The following is a 16,757-nucleotide window of genomic DNA, read 5'->3' on the forward strand; positions in this document are numbered from 1 at the left end:
GTAGCCGACGCGGTGTGTCGGTTCGAGCCCCGTCTGGTTTCAAAGCAGTCGGTCGCCCTCGGTGACGGTCGTCGATGCGGTTGGCCTGTGTTCTTCAGGTTGGTTATGACCATCAAGTCCTTGAGTCGGCGGTAGCCGTCAGGACGGCTGTGGGGCGTTTCCGGGTGGCCAACCCGACAGTTGCCAGGTGAGCCCACCCATCAGGCCGAGGTTGGTCGTGACTGCCTCGCGGCTACCACGATGCTCGGGGGGCCCGTACTCCGAGCACTCGATAACAAGACGAAACACTGCGTATCCGGGCGTACCGCAACGTGTCGCGCCGTGCCGAAAAATCCGAGGTCACCTGCGCACACACGCCGCCGGACTAGACCGTCGGCCGAACAGTAGGAACGCTTCACCGATCCGGGCGACCGCCACGGTGGTGCAATGTAGTCCCCCCGCTACAATAGTCAGCTCCCGCATGTCCTCTCATAGGGAAGATCGGGCACGCTGCGTCGCCAGTCGTCCTGACTTCGCGGCCGATGAAATCGTGAAGCGCCTCCTTTCGGTCGACGGCTGAATCCTCGCGCGGGTCGCAATTGTTTGTCGCTGGAGGGCGACCGGCCCGCCTGTCCCGCTCGGAATTCGAGGAAATCAGANCACCACTCGAGGGCGTTCGGTGATATCCCGACTTAGCAGAGTTCTAACGTCTGTTTCCGGGAGTCCGGAGCGGTTGATAAAATCTCCAAAGGAGAGGCCGGTCGTCTCCATGAGTTCTAGTGCGCGCTGTAGAAGCACTGGAACCTCCGGGTTTCCCAGCGGACCCGGCTCTACCTTCCTCCATCCACGTGCAGACAAGGCTTTCCATCCCTGTGCGTAAGTGTGTTCATTCATGACCCCGAGCGTCCTCGCCCTCACCAGAAGGGCTGCAAGCGAGACATGCCATTTTGCTTTCAAATGGAGAAATGCGGGCCAGTCAAGTCGATCTGGGAGTTCGGGTTTGATGTCGTCGGCCGGCATGAGGAACGAAGCGGCGAACTCGTGGGCTTGCCCCTCCGTGGTCTTGTCTCCAATTTCTCCCGAGAATCCGTGCAAAACTAGATGGCCGAGTTCATGGGCTGCATCGAAGCGGGAGCGGTCACGCAGGCCCTTATCGGCACCAAGGGCGACGACGGGTCGGTCAGGGAAATTAACGCAAAATGCGTCCACTTTTTCAATGCTGACGCGAAAACGAACGGCAACGATCCCGTTCGTCTCAAGTAGTCGTACAACATCGAGAACTGGACCCCGTGGCAGGTTCCAATGGCCACGAACCTGAGCTGCCGCTTGCTCGATGTCGGCGGACTGAAGCGGCTGTTTGTCGACCGGAAGGCGTGGCAGGTTGAGGTCGGGCAGCGCGACGTGCTTCTCGAGCTCGAGCGCGAGTTCCCGCGCAAGGTGCACGTAGGCTAGAGCTTGCTGACGATCTCGCGGAGAAGTTGATCGAAGGCTGCGAAAGAACCCTTTGACCTGGTCCTGCGCGGGAGGGCGGGCCGGCGCTGCGAAGAAGCTCGGCGGCACCCGCAACGCGACCGCGAGGCGGCAAAGCGTCGATGTGGCGGGTTTGGTGTGCCCGTTCTCGAACTGGCTGACCGAGGCCGCGGTGACGGAGCCGACTTCTCGCGCCAGCTGCACCTGGGTAAGACCGCGAAGTTCACGCGCCATCCGCAGTCTGGCCCGATCGAACAGGGCCGCGATGTCACCGGGGTCCAGTTGCGGATCGTTCACGTCGCTCGTCTCCGCGCCAGTCGGTGTCCGCCGATCAGCGGACGATTCTCGATCTTGATGCTCCGNTCGCATCTTAGGCACACCTTCGTTACCGGGCGGTCANCTAGCTCGGCCCGAGCAGGACGCGCCCGAGTGAAGTGTGCCGAGTTGCGCCGCTTCCCCGTCGTGTAGTCTACCGATATCTGAGAAGATCTTGTTCAAATCTGAGGTGACCTGCTGTGTGTGGGGGACGGAGTCGAGGGATGAAGCTTCAGGAGTGCGTGCTGTCGGAGAAGGTGGTCGCGGCCGACTCGGCGGAGGCCGCACTGTGGGACGCCATCGTGGTGCCGGAGACGATCAAGGAGCGGTTGCGCAACCACACCTTGTTGTCGCTGCTCGTGCGACCTGATCTGCCGTTCGCGGTGACGGCGTTGCACGGGTTGTGCACGCTCTACGGGCCGCCCGGCACCGGCAAGACCACCCTGGCGCGCGGTCTGCCGGCGCAGGTCGCGCGCTTCGTTCGCGGCGGCGAGGTGCGGCGGATTGAGATCAACCCGCATGGGCTGATGAGCGCCGAGCATGGGCAGTCGCAGCAGCGGGTCAGCGAGCTGCTTGGCGAGTATGTGCCGGGTCTGGCGTCGGACGGGATGCCGACCGTGGTGATCCTGGACGAGGTCGAGTCGATGGCGGTTGCCCGCTCGGCGGCGTCGTTGGCCGCCAACCCGGCCGACGTCCACCGTGCCACCGACGCGGTGCTCACGGCGTTGGATCTCAATGCCGCCGAGCACCCGCACCTGTTCTTCGTCGCGACCAGCAACTTCACCACCGCTCTGGACGAGGCGTTCCTGTCCCGCTCCGACGCCGCCATCCTCGTCCCGTTCCCGGAGCCGGAGGCGCTACGGGAGATCCTGGCCTCCACGCTACTCACACTCGCCGACAAGTACCCGGCCCTGGGTGATCTGGCCCGCTCCTCAGCGATGCGCCGCATCGCCGAGGCCGCAGACGGACTGGACGGCCGCCGCACGCGCAAGGTCGTCTTCGAAGCCCTGGCCCAGCGGATGGAGACGGTGCTCGACCCAGGCAGCCTCACCGAGGACGACTTGGCCGCCGCAGTGCACAACGCCGTTGCGGAGACGCGCCAGCCGGAGGTGTCCCGTGCGGCGCACTAGGGAGGTGGCAGCCTCGCCCGTGCGCAGCGCCAGCGCGACCTGGACGGTAATCACGGACCTCATAGCGGACACCGTGGCGCAGTCCTCCTCACTGTCGCGCGACGAGGCGGGACGGGCGATGTCGGCAGCCGAGGCGGTCGGGCGGATGCTGATCGCGGGAGGGCACCTGAACAAGCACCCGGTCACCCTGGTGGCCGGCAAGGTGCACTGCGAGATCACTACGGTGTCTGGCGCGGCGGCGCTGACCCTGGAGGAGAACCTCAACCCCGTCCCCGGCGCGGCGGGCGCCGACGACTTCATGATCTACCTCCCGTCGCCCGCCCCGCTGCATGAGTCAGGTGAAAGCCGCTGCGGCTGGGCACGCTCGGCTGTCGGACGCTGCCCCGCCCGCTGAGGAGACGAAGGCCGACAGCTCAGGTCCGCTGATCGACCGTGAGGCCCTCCGCCGGGCGGTGACCCAGCGATGACTTCCACCTATACCTACAGCTACACCCGGACCCACACCGCCACGCACCTGACGGACATCATCCTCGGCGCCATCACCGACATCCTTGCCGACCTCGGGATCAACATGGACCGGCTGAACCGCGACTGGGTGCAGAACGAGAACGCGATCAAAGCCTGGGTCGAGGAGGGCTCCCTCGACGCGGTCGTCCTTGAATGTCACCAGCCCTCGGGCGCCGTGGTGCCGGTGGTCGAGTTCCCGGTGTCCTACAACGCCTCCGGTGACGGCAACGCCGAATTCACCGCCTCCCGCGCCCGGCTCGCCCGGTTCCGCGCCAAGCTCGACCGGGTGCCCACCGGCACCACCTACCGACTGTTCTGCACCTTCAACGGGCCCCGCACGCCGCAACCAGGTTGGGGCCCCGGCCAGCGGGCGAGCACCGACGGCCTGCGCGGCATCACTTTCGGCACCCTCGGCTCCGCCCCGCACGCCTCGACCGGCATGCGGTACTACCACGCCTGAGACCACGAGCAGGGACACCGCTATGGCATACATCGACGACGCCTTCGCCAAGCTCAAGCACAATCTGGAGATCACCCAGACCGAGCAGAACCTGGCCAAGGCGCGACACGAGACCATCCGCGACTTCGTCACGTCGCACTGGGACCTCGCTGACGACTTCCTCACCGGTAGCTACCGGCGCGATACCAAGACGAAGAAGCTCAAGGATATCGATATCTTCGTCGTCCTCGACTCCGACGGCTCCCAGGCCGGCTTCCGTGACCAGGCCCCCATCCAGGTCATCAACGCGCTGGAGACCCTGCTGCGCCAGAAGTGGAGCGCCGCCGCCCGCGACGGCATGGCGGTCGTCATCCCCTACGGCGCCGACGACGAAGTCATGTCCATCGACGTGGTCCCCGCCTTCAAACGGAAGGATGGCGGCTACTACATCCCCAATCCCTCAGCGGGCGACTGGATCGCGACCAACCCCAAGCGCCACCACGAGCTGAGCATCGCCAAGAACGCCGACTGCGACGGGAAGTACGTGCCCTTCGTCAAAATGATCAAAGGAATCAACCGTGAACTCGGCGAACCAGTCTCGCCATCCTTCCTGCTGGAGGCCATGGCCCAGTCCCTGGTGAAGCCACCGTTCGGGCGCTACCAGGACGAGATCGTGTTGTTCCTGGCCACCGCCGCCGAACGCATCGGCGATGAATGNCCCGNCCCCGCCGGTCTCGGTGGCGAGGTCAACGCCGTCATGAACACGACTCAGAAACTCGCTGCGGCCAACGCGCTCAACCAGGCCCGTGTAATCGCCGAGCGCGCGGTCGACCTGGAGGACGAAGGCCAAGACCGTGCCGCCTACGACGAGTGGAGGAAGCTCTTCGGGAACCGAATGACCAAGCCATGAANCTCTCTNCCGGCCCCGCCGGCATCCGTGGGATACCGTCCCGGGCCATCCACGAGCGGCAGCTCGACGACGACATGCTGCTCCTACAGCGTGCCGCGGCGGCAAGCCACCAACGTGGACAGCTCCTCGAAGCCGTCCGCGCCGTCGCAGCCACCGCACTGGCCGCCGCCGGTGTCCTGATCACGCTGATCGGGCATGGCCGGACCGTGGTCTCGATCGTCGGGTTCTTCTGGTTCGTCGTCTCAGCGTTCCTGCTCAAGGGCCTCTCCGGGAACACCGCCCGCCAAGGCGCCCTGCTCCAGGAGATGTTCGACACCGCCCTGTTCCACCTACCATGGCGCGCCACCGTCGCCGGCGACCCGATCCCCGAACCAGACGTCCGCCGCCTCGCACGCCAACTCTCCCGCGGGGGAAAAAAGGACAAACGCATCACCGACGGCTGGTATGACCCCACCCACGACGTCCACCNCCCCTACGACGTCTTCATCGCCCAGGAACAGAACCTCGCCTGGGACGCCCGCCTCCGCCGCCGATACAGCCACCTCATCGCCGCCGCAGCAATCCTGTGGACCACCATCGGTCTGATCGCCGGTCTCGCGGTCGCGAACGCCACACTGCTCGACACCCTCCTCAGCTTCTTCGTCCCGTCCCTGGCCGCCTACCAGATCGCCTACGAGATCTGGTCCAGCCAACGCAAGGTGGCCGACGAACGCGAACGACTCGCCAAGGTCGTCAACGCCGNGCTGAACAACGGACGTCCCGGCCCCGTGCTCGACACCGAATGGCACCGCCTACGCAACGTGGCCCGCGACGTACAGGACGGCGTCCTCCGCACCCGTCTAGACCCAGCTCGAGTACCCGAATGGTTCTACAAACGCTTCCGCGACGACGACGAACATGACTTCGGCTACACCGCAGAAGGCCACCGCGTCCGCCTCGCTGAAGACCCTCCCTCATCTACGTAGTTCGGCGGGACGCGCCACGCCCGCCCACCGAACCACTTCAAGCAAGTGAAGTCAGCTCAAACCGGCCCTCCACAGCCAGGCTGCCGGTGTGAAACCGCTGGTCGGCGCTATTCCCATCCTTTGGGACTCTCGCTTTCGGTGCCGGCCGGCGTCGTCGTTGCGCCGGTCCACTATGTCGCGGCTTCCCACCGANCCGACCACGCGCCCGCCTGGCGAGGCTCCAGAGCGGCCACCCAGGGGGCCCGCTCATTGTGACCAGTACTCCAACCGCGATCCGACCCCGAGTTCACGCTTCTGCTGGCTGGCCGGTCGAGGTTGCCTCCGTATGGTAGACAATGCATCTATGACGGTATCGAAATTTGGCGTTAACGCAGTTGACGTGGGCGGAAGGTCGATGCTTCTCACCGTCACCAGCGGCGGTGACGTGATTCATCTGGCTCGCCTGGCGGACTTGGAGTCGTCTGGCCGAGGTGCGGTCCACGACTTCTATTTTGACTCGTCGAGACCGCATCTCTCGCCGACGGCAGCCCACTATGTCAGGGAGGAACTCCTGGCGCCTCGCTGGGCCGAGACCACGCTGTGTGGCAGTGTGTGGGCTGTGATGGTCGGCGGTGAGGGCGGCCCGCTGAGGGAGGACGGCCGGGTGGCCTTCGCCCCGACCTGCCGCCGCTGTCTGACGTTGATCGACCGCTTCTACCCGACGCCGCGCGCGGACCGAAGACTCTCGTTGGTCGCGCAGCTCGCGGCTGATGTCGTCTGCGAACAGGGGTTCGCGGAGGTGCGCAGTGTTCCGGGGGACCAGCAGGCGGAGCTACGGAAGCGGATCCGGAAACTGGTGCGAGCGAGAACTGGTCACGGGAGCAAGACCTTCTCCCTCGAGACCACCATCTACGTGGAATGCCGCGAGATATACGATCAGCACGCATCCGAACACTCTCGCGTGGCGATGGAGGCCCTCAACCAATTTCTTACCGCCGGGGGTGAAGCGCTCTCTCGGCGGCCAGCCGATTGGGTGGTCTCCTGGGAAGCCTGGGACGTCGACTGAGCTGGCGGAGCGTTCGTCGGTGTGGCGATCACCGCCCGGTTCTGCATGGCGGGTCAGGTTCCGGTAGCTCGGCTGGCAGTCGTTGGAAGTTGGGCGTGGTCAGGCCAGTACCGTAGGCTTTGAAGATACTCGAGTGCTTCGGGTTCTTCGGTGAATTGGAGTAGGCCCCCTTCGGTCTTTTCTAGGAGGACGTTCCGTACTTCTGATGGGGTGGCGAAAAAGAACTCGCGGCGCGGGTTCGCGAAGTTCACGCGCCGGTCGGCGAATGCTTGGTGGAGTTCGTTTTCGAGGGTGACAGCGTCTTTGGAGAAATAGAGTGCGTGGACGTCGTACCGGAATGGAACGGAGGCGTCACCGAGCTCGCGGACCCGGTCCATCGGATCGAGGCGTCGGGTCAGGCCGATCTTGACGACGTGCGGGCCGAATACGCCGATGTTGGAGATGACGTAGACGTATCCGGCGCGGATGTTCGCGATCCTGTAGTCGTTCTTCTCGATGGCCTGATCGATGTCCGCCAGTCGGCCAGCGAGTTCGTCTGCAGCAGCGTCGTCGCCCTGGGCGCGGAGAGTTTCGAGCGCGCTTGCGTAGTGGGCACGTTCCTTCTTGAGGCGTTCCTTCTCGGTGGCGAGTTCCTCTTGAGCTTTGCGTTCCTCGGCTAGCTGTGCGCGTCGCTCCCGCTCTCTCTGTCGCTCTTCTTGGATCTTCATTCGGAAGTCGGCGGTGAGTTCGAGTTCGGCGATCCGTAGGGAGTGGTAGTCAGGATTGATCCGCATCTCCATGATCGCGCCGAGCTTCTCGATCGACGCCACGGTTCGTTCCAGCCGCTTCTTGGCGGTTGTGATGTTGCCGGCGCGCAAGGAGCGGACGCAGTTGGCTGCCTCGGCGTTGTAGGCGAGCAGCATCAGCTTGGACAGGTCGGCGACGAGTCGGCGCCCCTTGGCGAGCGAGCCGTTGAAGGTGAACAGATCCGCGGCAAGGATCGCCGTGCCGGACTTCACAAACTCGGCGATATGCGTGTCGATCTCTTCAAGGCGTCCCTTATAGGCGGCGGCGTTCTCGAGCGGGTGGTGATATCGGTATATGCCAACGTCCTGGAGGGCCCGCTGATCGCTGAGATCGATGATCTCACGGGAGCCAGCCTGGGTAGCGGCGAGCGCCTTCTCTAGTTCAGTGATGCGAGCCATCAGCGCGGCGCTGTCGACCGGCATCTCGCTGGTCTCGGATCCGGATGACATGGATGCGCCTTCGAGCGAGAACTCCTGGACTCCGGGTTCCGATCGGATGAGAAGGTCGTCGCCGGTCCCGAGCGACGTGACGGTGGGCCCCGGAAGCCAGAGCTGCCATCCGTGGGGCGGCCTGGGCCAAGATGGGTCTGGAACCCAACCTGGTGGGGGAGTCCAGCCTTCGGGGGGTGTGGGCCAGCCTGGCGGTGGGTTGAACCGCATGGTCACTGCCCACGCTGCCTGATGCCGCGGGAGGCGTCGGCGGGCTTGAGAGTGAACGGCGAAGGGGACAGCGCCGCGCCGAGGTACTCGAGGGTCTTCTGAGGGACGATCTCGTCCTGGTCGAGCCGGAACTTGCGGAACGTTGCGCGGTCTGCAGCGACGATCGCGAGCGGGATGGTCTCCGGAAGCCCGGTCGCAGGCGAGATCCGGTCGACCCCGACCGTCAGGGCAATCGAGTGGATCTTTCCTTGGCGGTCGGCGCCGAAGACGTCGTGCAGCGTGCGTACGGCGGTCTGGAAGACGGCGCTCGCGTAGCGGTCCTTCTGGACCGTCGCCGGCAGCTTGGTCGACGAGATCTCGTCCTTCCTCGGGGCGTACTTGTACTCCTTGACCGAGGGGACTGCGGATGGTTCAGGGACAGCGGCTGCCAGACGCAGCTCCCTGCTGGAGAGATCGAACTCGTAGTCGTGAGTGACTGGAAATGCATCCGGGTAGGCGGAGTTCGACAGGACGATCCCGACGTACTCGCGGATCGCCGCCTCGACGTCGAAGGCGAGATCATTGATCAGTCTGGTGAGTCCCCGGTTCCGCTCGTCGGCGTCGGCGTCTCTCCGACGACACGCTTCGACGTGGACCGCCCGCGCCGCGGCGAGCTTCGCCAGGCGAGCGTCCTCGGCACGCTGCCGCTGCTCCAGAGCGGAGACATGCGCCGTCCGTATCGCTGACNCCTGTTCCCGCCACCGCCGCAGCGCCTGCTCGTGCGTGGTCTGAGCTTGAGCGATCGCCTGGGCATGTTTTTTCTTCGCCCCGAATAGGACTCCCGGTACTTGCGGCTCCTGGTAGACGGGTTCCGCCGGGTACACAGGAGCAGCAACGGGCGGTGTCGGGACTGCGAGAGCACCGGGCTCGAACGGTGGATGCACGACGGTCGTGACTTTCAAGGCCTCGAGATCAACATAGCTGTCGACCAGGAGCGCCGTGGCCAGAATGCCGTCGATCTCTTCGAATGTGCTCGCGAGATCGGCATTCAGCGACCCGACCTCGCTCAATCGCGCCGCGACGTACAGCAGGCCCGCTTCCTTCAGCAAGCGGGCCTGTTCTTTCGTGGACGCCTTGGCCGCCGCGGCGGCTGCGCGCTCAGCGGCCCGAGCCTTCTGCGCGGCTTCCTTTTCAGCGGCAAGGAGTGCACGGTGGGCCGCAGCCCTCTGCTGCCGCTGCCGCTTCTCGGCCTGCGCTGCCTGGTACTGCAACTCGGCGAATAGCCCCCGCCGCGTGGCCACCGGCACCCCCTCCGAACCAGGAACAACCTTGCGCTCAGCTACCGTATCCTCACGTCCCGACGATTTCTCGCGGTCACGACAGATCGAGACTGGTTATCCCGCGAGGCTCCGGTGGACGCCGCCGCCCCTTCCGGCCCCGGACCGCCGCGTCTCCAGCACGCGTTGGAATCCGGACAGTTCAGCGGGTCAACCGTCTTCGTAGCGGCCGGCATCTGGACAGTGCTGGCGCGCTGACCCTTGAGCACGGCGGGCCCGTCAGTGTCCTTGAAGACGGGAGGGCATCGACGGGNGCTGACAAGGAAGCCTGCCCAGATGGTCGTTGATCAGGCAGCATGCGAACCATCGACGGCGGACCGGCCCTCCGGGTGACGCCCCTACTCGGTGATCTTCCTGGCCTCCGAGTGGAACATTCGAACTTCGCGGGCTCGGCGGACAGGTTGAGCTCGCCGGACCGGGCAAGCTTGGGACGACGAGCCATCGTGGGTTGCGGAGGCTGTCCGGAGCGCAGCCACGGGGCAGATAGACCAGGGCCGTAGAGATCTGACGGTGATCTGACAGATGTTGCATACACAACAACAGTCAGATCGCCGTCAGGTCATTTTCGGCCCTGTGAGACCCTCCGTTGAATTGGCTTGCAGTCTCCGCCGGGTGTGGGGCAGCTGCACGTCCGGGCGCAGCGGCGATGAGAGCGTTCGTGGGCCTGTTCTGGCCAGTCCCGGGGTCCAGCGCCGTCTACCACCGCGCACAGGCGTAGGGGCAGGTGCCTTTGCCCCAACGCATGCCCGGAGCGCTGCCCAGCGGAGCTGTTTCCGAGCGTGGCCGTCTGCGCGGGTCATGTCTGTCCTGGCCTCGTGGCTGNGCCTTCTTGCTGGCGGGGTATGGCGCGGCGGAGAAGATGTGTGGCGCGGATACGCAGCAGCCCCGCATGATCGATACCGGTGCCGGAGGGGACGGTGTCGAGTAGCTCGGCGATGACGGCCAGTTCGGCGTACCGGCCGCTCTCTGTGGAGAGTGCGTCTGCGAAACGCGCCTGAACCTGTGCGGCGAGCGTTGGCATGAACAGGCTGTGGCAGTAGAGGGTGGCGGCGTCATAGCCGGCGGGTGCCAGGCCCCAGCCTTCCCAGTCGAGCATGCAGAGGGTGGGGCCGCAGAGGTTGGCCCAGTGCAGGTCTCCGTGCGCGGTTACCCACGGTGCGGGCGAGGTGGTGGTGATCGGTTCGCCGAGAATCCTTGGCATGACGTCGTCGAGGTAGGACTGCTCGATGGTGCGCCGGTCGGTGGAGACCGTGGCGAGGATGCGGAAGGAACGGCGCAGTGCCTGGAACCATTGCCCTTTCGGTGAGTCGGTGAGCCGCCGCGGCACGGTCGTGACGGCGAGAGGTCGGACGTGGACGCGGTCGTATAGCTCGGCGCGGTAGTCCCAGCCGTCGTGGTGATGGTCGTGGATCGCGCGTAGCGCTGGGCGTGGGATGGATGCTGGCAGCGCCTGCTGTGCGGTGCGTCCGCCGTCCCAGAACGTGGTGATCTGCTGTCCGGCTTCGGTGGCGGCGATCCGTAGCCAGCCTGGGCTGTCGGGGGTCATTACCGGTCGGCCGAGGGTTCGTCCGGCGAAGCCCCACGCTTCCTCAGCCTGGGTCCGGTCGACCGTGACCCGGAGGGCGGCGCTGGCGCGCTCGTGCGCTGCGCGCATGCGGGTGACGGTGTCTGCGTCGTTCGGCGGCGGCCACATCAGCGTGCCTGCGGCGTTAGCGCTTCGGGGAGTGCGGGAGCGCGGAGGATTGTCTCGCGCGCTGTGGCGGCGAGTACGCCCTGGGTCTCGGCATTCAGGCCGAGGCGGTTCCAGTGGAAGATCACATGGTGGCCGAGGACGTCGCGTAGCCCGCGGCGCAGGGTCCCGGCGTATGCGGCCTGGCCAAGGGCCCGACCGGCATTGTGAAAGGCGCTGGCCCAGATTCCCAGGTTGGCCAGCGGTCGGTCCGCGCCGAACAGGTCGCCTGCCGGGTCGGTGTCGGTGGTCAGCAGCCTGCGTAGAGCGGTGGCCAGCCGTTGAATTTCAGCAGCGGTGGGTGATGTTGCTGGTGGAGGGCGTAGGCGGCTGACACGGTTGAAGACGTCGCCGCGTTCGTACCAGTCCAGGCCCGCGGTGCGCAGCAGCGTGCCGATCAACAGCATCGACAGTTCGCGGCGGCCGAGAGTCGGCGGGGTCCTGCTGGTGATCTCGCTGTGGATGCGGTCGAGGACGTGCCCGCTGTCGGCGGTGAACAGCCGGTGCGCGACGTCGGTGCCGATCTCGCCGCCGAGGGCGTACTCCTCCGGCTCGTAGATCCCTTCCGTCCAGGTGTGGATCGTTCCGGCCGCGGTCAGGTCGTCGAAGGCGGGGCGGAGGGTGGCACGAAGATCCGCCACAGATTGGCCGCTGGCTGGGGAGAGCCGTAGCCGCCAGTCGGGCGACTTGCGCACGAACCACCAGGAGGCGACAGCGCCGGCGGCTTGGGCGTGGCGTAGGACAGGTGCCAGGTGGGTGGCTGCGACGGTCTCTGCGTCCGCTGGCTCGGGAAACGTGACACGCACCTGGAACCAGGCAGCACCTTGGACTGCGAGCGCGGCGCGACCTGCCGCCTGGTAGGTGGCGACAGCTGCGGCGAGCTGGTCGGGAGGCAAGGCGGCATGGGCTGCCGCAGTGGGTAGCGGGATGCCGGCCAGCACCGCGAGTACGGCCTGTTCGGTGCCGATGTCTCGGCTGGGGACGGTCAGTGGATCAGCAGGCATCTGTCCCATCCGGTGGCCGGTGCGCCGGTGGCGACGCTGTGGAGGACGAGGGCGATGCCGGCGTCTCCTTCGAGGAGCCCATCAGCCCGCCCGCTGCTCGAAAGGGCGCAGAGCAGGAGGGAAGCGGCGAGTGTCGGCAGGTGGCGGCTGAGGGTCTCGGTGGTGGCGTCGGCGGCGGCGCGGGCGACGGTTTGGTAGAGGCCTGCCCATCCGTGGCACAGTCCGGCTTCGGTGAGGTGGGCGAGTTGGGTGGAGTCGGTGAGGCAGGCTGCGAGTGCCTGTTCGGCGGCGTTCTGGCGGGTGGTGTCACCGGTGGCGATGCCGGCGAGTTGGAGGGCGCGGGCGATTCCGGGGGTGCCATAGCACCAGCTCGGACGGGCGGGGCCGGGCTGGGCCGGTCTCGCGGCCTGCTGATCGGCGCGGGTGATCCACTGTGGCCAGGACGGACCGCTGGGGGAGTCGTGGCGCCATTGGTCATAGAAGGCGCACAGTGCGTTGATGGCGTTGGTCTGGCCGTGGACGCGTATCCCGGCGCGTGTGGCGAGCGAGAGCAGGGCCAGTGGGCCGGCGGCGCCGTGGGCCATGCCGAGGTTGGCGTGTCCACCGGCGAATTCGGCAGTGTTGCCCTGGGACGGGTCGTGGCTGCACCACCAGCCGGGGAGTTCCTCTCCGTCGAGGTTGAGAGGTGTGGTGAGGCGGACGAGGTAGGTGAGGATGCGGCCGAGGGCGTCGTCGCCGGGGGTGTGGGCGAGGAGGTGGGCGCCAATGCCGGTGAGCCCGCTGATGACGTCGTACTCGGTGAACCGTCCCGGTTCCCCCTGGTCGATGCGGGCGTTGGCGGCGTCGACGAGGCGGTGGGCGATGGTGGCGACGGTCTGATCGAGCGCGGTGCGGGCGGCGGTGTAGCGGCGGGTCTGTCCGGCGGCGGTGTGGACGGCGAAGGCGACCGCCGGGGCGCCGGCGTAGAGCGAGCTGTTCATCGCCACGCTGAGGTGGCCGGAGATGGCTGCGGTCAGCCACGCCTGGACGGGCTCCCAGCGCTCGGCGCTGGCGTGCGCTCGCTCGGCGTGCAGGAGGGCGATGCCGGCCGCTCCGTCGGCGAGCGACTGCGCAGTCTGCCCGAGTTCTCTGGGGGATGGGACGGTGAGGCGGGTGGCAAGGCTTGCTGCGGTGGCGGCGGCCTGATCGCAGGCGATCATGAGACGGTCGCTTCCGTGGTCGCGAGGGCGCGTGCGGCTGTGGCTCGGGCGAGGGCGATGCAGGTCTGTTCGGCGGCGGGGTTCAGGCCGAGGGTTCGGACGACGTGCAGGTGCAGCAGCGAGGCCAAGGCCTGGTCAGGCGGGCGCTGCGCGGCGAGGGCGTCGCGGTAGGCGGCCAGTGCTGTGGCCCGCGGCTGCCAGGCGGACAGCACGGCGTCCGCCCCGGGAACGGCCCGCAGATGAGCGAAGCTATCTGCGGGGTTGGCCAGGTGCAACGTGGTGGTGCGTTCCGCCCGTGGGACGCGGGCAGGCTCGTGGGGCAGCACGTCACGAAGCCACCGCATGCCGGTGGACAACGCGCCGGTGAAGGCGATGGCCATATCGACCAGGCCGGCGACGGTGAGCGCTCCGACGGACAGGCGGGCGCTGGCGGCGAGACGGCGGGCGGCGAGGGCAGCGGCGGAGTCGGCGGAGAAGACGCCTTCGGCGGCGGTCATCGCCGGGCCATAGCCGTAGCGGCCGGTCTCCGGTTGGTAGGTGTCGAGGTGAAGGTGCGACAGCAGTCCGGCCTCGCGCTGTACCGCAGCCCAGGTTCCCAGCCGCGTGGCCGCCAGCCCGTAGCCGCCAGGTTCGTTGACGGCGAGGCGTAGCCGCAGGTGGGGCTCGGTGTCCCGGTACGGCAGGAACCACCACGCGGGCGGGTCGGGCCACGCGTCCAAGAGGTCGTGGAGGCGGGCGAGGAGATCGGTGGCCCGGTCGGGGTGGCCGTAGAGCCGGGCCGACAGCCACGGCGACACACCGGGTAGCTGGGCATCCGACCGAGCAGCGGGCACGGTTGCCGCGAGGCGCTCCGGTGCCGGCCCCGGCAGGGGTGCGGCGGTGGTGGCCAGCGGGATGACCAGTTCGTGGGCGTGGCCGGCGAGCCAGCCGAAGGCTTCTGGAGCGGCGTCCTCGTCGAGCCGGGCGGAGCCGTGGCGGTGCAGGTGATCGCGTAGCAGGGCGAGATGGGCGTCGACGTGCAGATCGAGGCGCAATCGGTTGTCGGTCTCGACGAGCTGGACCCGCGTGGGCACTGGGATCGTGCCGCCCCAGCGGGCCAGCGCCTCGCGCCATTCCTGCGCCGACTCGGCGCGGCTGGGCAGGTCGGCAGCTGTGAGATTCCAGTGGGCCGGGGCGAGCACGGTGCGCCGATGGACGAGTCGGGGAAGGAACGGCAGCCCACCGGCAGCGCCCCAGGAGAAGGGGATGGAGACGGCGACGCGGGCGGTGGGTAGCTCGCACAGGAACCGTGCCAGCGGGTGGGTGTGGTACTGGAACTCCACTGCGTGCGCGGCGGACGGCTCGACGAGACGCCGGTCGGGCAGCGACACCAGATACAGCCCCTCAGCGTCGGCACCGACAGCCAGGTCGGCTGGACGCAGCACGCCTGGGCCGGCGTCGTGATGCTCGGCAAGCGTGATCACCGTGTCGGCGAGCCGCGGTGATCGGGCCACGCCGACGGTGGCCGTGGGAAGCGGCGGACAGGACACCTGCGCGGTCGTCGCGCCGGCCCGCATGGTGGGCAGGGCGGCGTAGGTGTCGCGGAACCGGTCGAAGGACGCGGAGTCGAGCAGGTGCAGGAATCGGCCAGTGGTGGTTGCGGCGGCGCGCCCGCCGCCGGTCACACGCAGGGTGAACAGGCCGCGGGACAAGGCCGGCAGGTCGTTGGCGTGGACCTCGGCGAGGAGTTCGGCGTGCGGTGGAACCCGGGCCGGTGCGGTGTCGCCGGCCAGAGCCGCGATGTCGGCGTCGCCGAGGCGTACCTCGAGCGCGCCGTTCAGGGCCGCCCGCTGCGTGAGGGCGGCCAGGCGCTGATCGCGGGCCGCGTTCCCGCGGGGGCGGTGGGAGCGTGTGGAGCCGCGGAAGGTGGCGGGCAGACCGAGGCCGGTGTCAGGGTTGACGGCTTCCAGCAGTGGGACGAGGGCGGCGGGACCGTAGCGTTCCAGGAAGGCTTCGTGCCAGTCCGCCCACTCCGGGGGAACGGCGGTCGGCCCTGTGAGCCGGGCGAGCGCCCGAGCGGCGGCCCCAGCCTCCTCGGCGACAGCCGCCGGCAGGACCACGTCCGCGTTCAACACGAGGCCTACGTCGAGGTCCGGGTCAGCGCTGGGAACAACGCGCCGTTGAAGCGCCTCTGCCTGCGTGCGCAGCGTGCGACGGTGCGAGGCGGAGCGCGTGTTGTCGTGGTGGGCGAGCAGGTCTTGTAGGTCGCGGATCACGTTGAGACGGCCGGCGAGTGGGGGCAGGTCGTCAATCCGGGCTGCGGCCAGCTGGTCGGCGACTTCACTGAGTGGATCGGTGATGGTTGTCGCCGGGCGTAGGGGCGTGTGCAGGAACCGGCGGCGGACCAACTCGATCACCATAGTCTCGATCTGGCCGGCGGCGGGAGCGGGTTTGTCGGCGGCGAGGCGAGCGACCAGCTCGGGGACGGGCAGCGAGCTGACCGCGTGGAGCAACGCCGCCTCCACAGCCCGGGTGCGGCGCACCGACACCTCGACCACCGACTCCGGCCCGGCGTCGTCGCCGGACCGGGCGACAGGGCCGATGAACAGTCGGTCGCCTCGGGCGACTGGTATTCCGTCGGCGGTGACCGGCAGCCGTCGCAGCAGCGTGTCGAACGCTTCCAGGTCGTCGGCGAGCGCGGCGAGCCAGGCGCCGCCCGGCCGGGCGTGAACCCGATGGTCGTCGCCGAGCCGGACGCGGGCCCGCGGGCCGAAATCCGCGGGCCCGACACCGGCGAACAGGCCGAATGGAGTGGCGCGCCCGACCATCCGCAGTACGTAGCGGGCTGTCGCAGTGACAGCCCGCCGGGCGGTCCGCCGATCGTGGCACTGCCCGTCGAAGACCGACGCGACCCGCGCCGCCAGCGACGGGCTGGCGAGCCTCATCGCGTCGGCGAACACGGGCCGCGCCCAGATGTCCCGCAGCCAATCCGTCCAGCCGGCTACGGCGCCGTCGGTGGTGTCGTCGAGGTCTGGCCATGGGGGCAGGTCGACATCGGTGGGGACCACGGCCATCCGTAGCAGCGGAACGTCAAGGCTGCGGTACATCACGCACCTCTCAGCGGCGGAGGTTCAGTTCTGCTTGCAGCTGGTGCAGGCCGACGAGCAGGTCTTGCCGCAGTTGTCGCTGGTGGAGCGCAGCAGCTCGGGGATGACGGGTCCGCCGTCGACGATCTCGACGTCTAGGTCGTAGTCGCCGGCGAGGGGGAGCGGGGCCGGGGCGGTTGTGTGGGCAGGAGTCATGGCGATGCCTTTCCTTCGGAAGG

The 16,757-nt window shown here is 67.7% G+C and carries 14 protein-coding genes; 6 read left to right on the top strand and 8 right to left on the bottom strand.

Annotation, left to right across the window (positions count from 1 at the left end; translation table 11 throughout):
• Positions 1–633: 633 nt before the first annotated feature.
• Positions 634–1,746 carry an ImmA/IrrE family metallo-endopeptidase gene (locus tag ALLO2_RS23965; protein WP_035729985.1) on the bottom strand — a complete coding sequence of 371 codons (1,113 nt, stop codon included), beginning with the start codon at positions 1,744–1,746 and terminating at the stop codon, positions 634–636.
• A gap of 242 nt (positions 1,747–1,988) precedes the next feature.
• On the opposite strand from ALLO2_RS23965, the gene ALLO2_RS04620 reads away from it, so the two are divergent.
• The 6 genes from ALLO2_RS04620 to ALLO2_RS04645 all read left to right on the top strand — a co-directional run bounded on the left by ALLO2_RS04620 (position 1,989) and on the right by ALLO2_RS04645 (position 6,760).
• Positions 1,989–2,894, top strand: a complete 906-nt coding sequence (locus ALLO2_RS04620) for an AAA family ATPase (RefSeq protein ID WP_023840428.1) — start codon at positions 1,989–1,991, stop codon at positions 2,892–2,894.
• Positions 2,895–2,898: 4 nt separating this feature from the next.
• Positions 2,899–3,288 carry a hypothetical protein gene (locus ALLO2_RS04625; protein ID WP_201247720.1) on the top strand — a complete coding sequence of 130 codons (390 nt, stop codon included), beginning with the start codon at positions 2,899–2,901 and terminating at the stop codon, positions 3,286–3,288.
• A gap of 69 nt (positions 3,289–3,357) precedes the next feature.
• Positions 3,358–3,861, top strand: coding sequence for a hypothetical protein (locus tag ALLO2_RS04630; protein WP_023840430.1), 504 nt, complete (start codon positions 3,358–3,360; stop codon positions 3,859–3,861).
• A gap of 22 nt (positions 3,862–3,883) precedes the next feature.
• Positions 3,884–4,750 (top strand): CBASS oligonucleotide cyclase, encoded by an 867-nt coding sequence (locus tag ALLO2_RS04635; protein ID WP_035729988.1) that lies wholly within the window; start codon positions 3,884–3,886, stop codon positions 4,748–4,750.
• Positions 4,747–5,715 (top strand): S-4TM family putative pore-forming effector, encoded by a 969-nt coding sequence (locus ALLO2_RS04640; RefSeq protein ID WP_035729990.1) that lies wholly within the window; start codon positions 4,747–4,749, stop codon positions 5,713–5,715. Before ALLO2_RS04635 ends, ALLO2_RS04640 begins: the two co-directional genes overlap by 4 nt.
• Before the next feature lie 325 nt (positions 5,716–6,040).
• Positions 6,041–6,760, top strand: coding sequence for a hypothetical protein (locus tag ALLO2_RS04645; RefSeq protein WP_134351952.1), 720 nt, complete (start codon positions 6,041–6,043; stop codon positions 6,758–6,760).
• A gap of 53 nt (positions 6,761–6,813) precedes the next feature.
• Here ALLO2_RS04645 and ALLO2_RS04650 read toward each other — a convergent pair whose 3' ends face one another.
• From ALLO2_RS04650 to ALLO2_RS23970, 7 genes are all read right to left on the bottom strand, one after another.
• On the bottom strand, positions 6,814–8,205 hold the full coding sequence (locus ALLO2_RS04650; protein ID WP_051874872.1) for a DUF4041 domain-containing protein: 1,392 nt from the start codon (positions 8,203–8,205) through the stop codon (positions 6,814–6,816).
• Positions 8,206–8,207: 2 nt separating this feature from the next.
• A complete protein-coding gene (locus ALLO2_RS28050) occupies positions 8,208–9,485 on the bottom strand; it encodes a hypothetical protein (protein ID WP_035730114.1) in 1,278 nt (425 codons plus the stop codon).
• 832 nt (positions 9,486–10,317) lie between these two features.
• Positions 10,318–11,175: a hypothetical protein gene (locus ALLO2_RS04660; protein ID WP_232234881.1), complete on the bottom strand. Its 858-nt coding sequence runs from the start codon at positions 11,173–11,175 to the stop codon at positions 10,318–10,320.
• 38 nt (positions 11,176–11,213) lie between these two features.
• A complete protein-coding gene (locus ALLO2_RS04665; protein ID WP_023840436.1) occupies positions 11,214–12,254 on the bottom strand; it encodes a thiopeptide-type bacteriocin biosynthesis protein in 1,041 nt (346 codons plus the stop codon).
• Entirely contained in the window at positions 12,236–13,453 is a 1,218-nt protein-coding gene (locus ALLO2_RS04670; RefSeq protein ID WP_023840437.1) for a lanthionine synthetase C family protein, read from the bottom strand. The genes ALLO2_RS04665 and ALLO2_RS04670 overlap by 19 nt, the downstream gene beginning before the upstream one ends.
• On the bottom strand, positions 13,450–16,539 hold the full coding sequence (locus tag ALLO2_RS04675; RefSeq protein ID WP_023840438.1) for a lantibiotic dehydratase: 3,090 nt from the start codon (positions 16,537–16,539) through the stop codon (positions 13,450–13,452). Before ALLO2_RS04675 ends, ALLO2_RS04670 begins: the two co-directional genes overlap by 4 nt.
• A 24-nt stretch (positions 16,540–16,563) precedes the next feature.
• Positions 16,564–16,734, bottom strand: coding sequence for an FxLD family lanthipeptide (locus ALLO2_RS23970; protein ID WP_023840439.1), 171 nt, complete (start codon positions 16,732–16,734; stop codon positions 16,564–16,566).
• Positions 16,735–16,757: the final 23 nt, after the last annotated feature.

Origin of the sequence: Frankia sp. Allo2, assembly GCF_000733325.1 — a bacterium.
GTDB classification, from domain to species: Bacteria; Actinomycetota; Actinomycetes; order Frankiales; family Frankiaceae; genus Frankia; species Frankia casuarinae.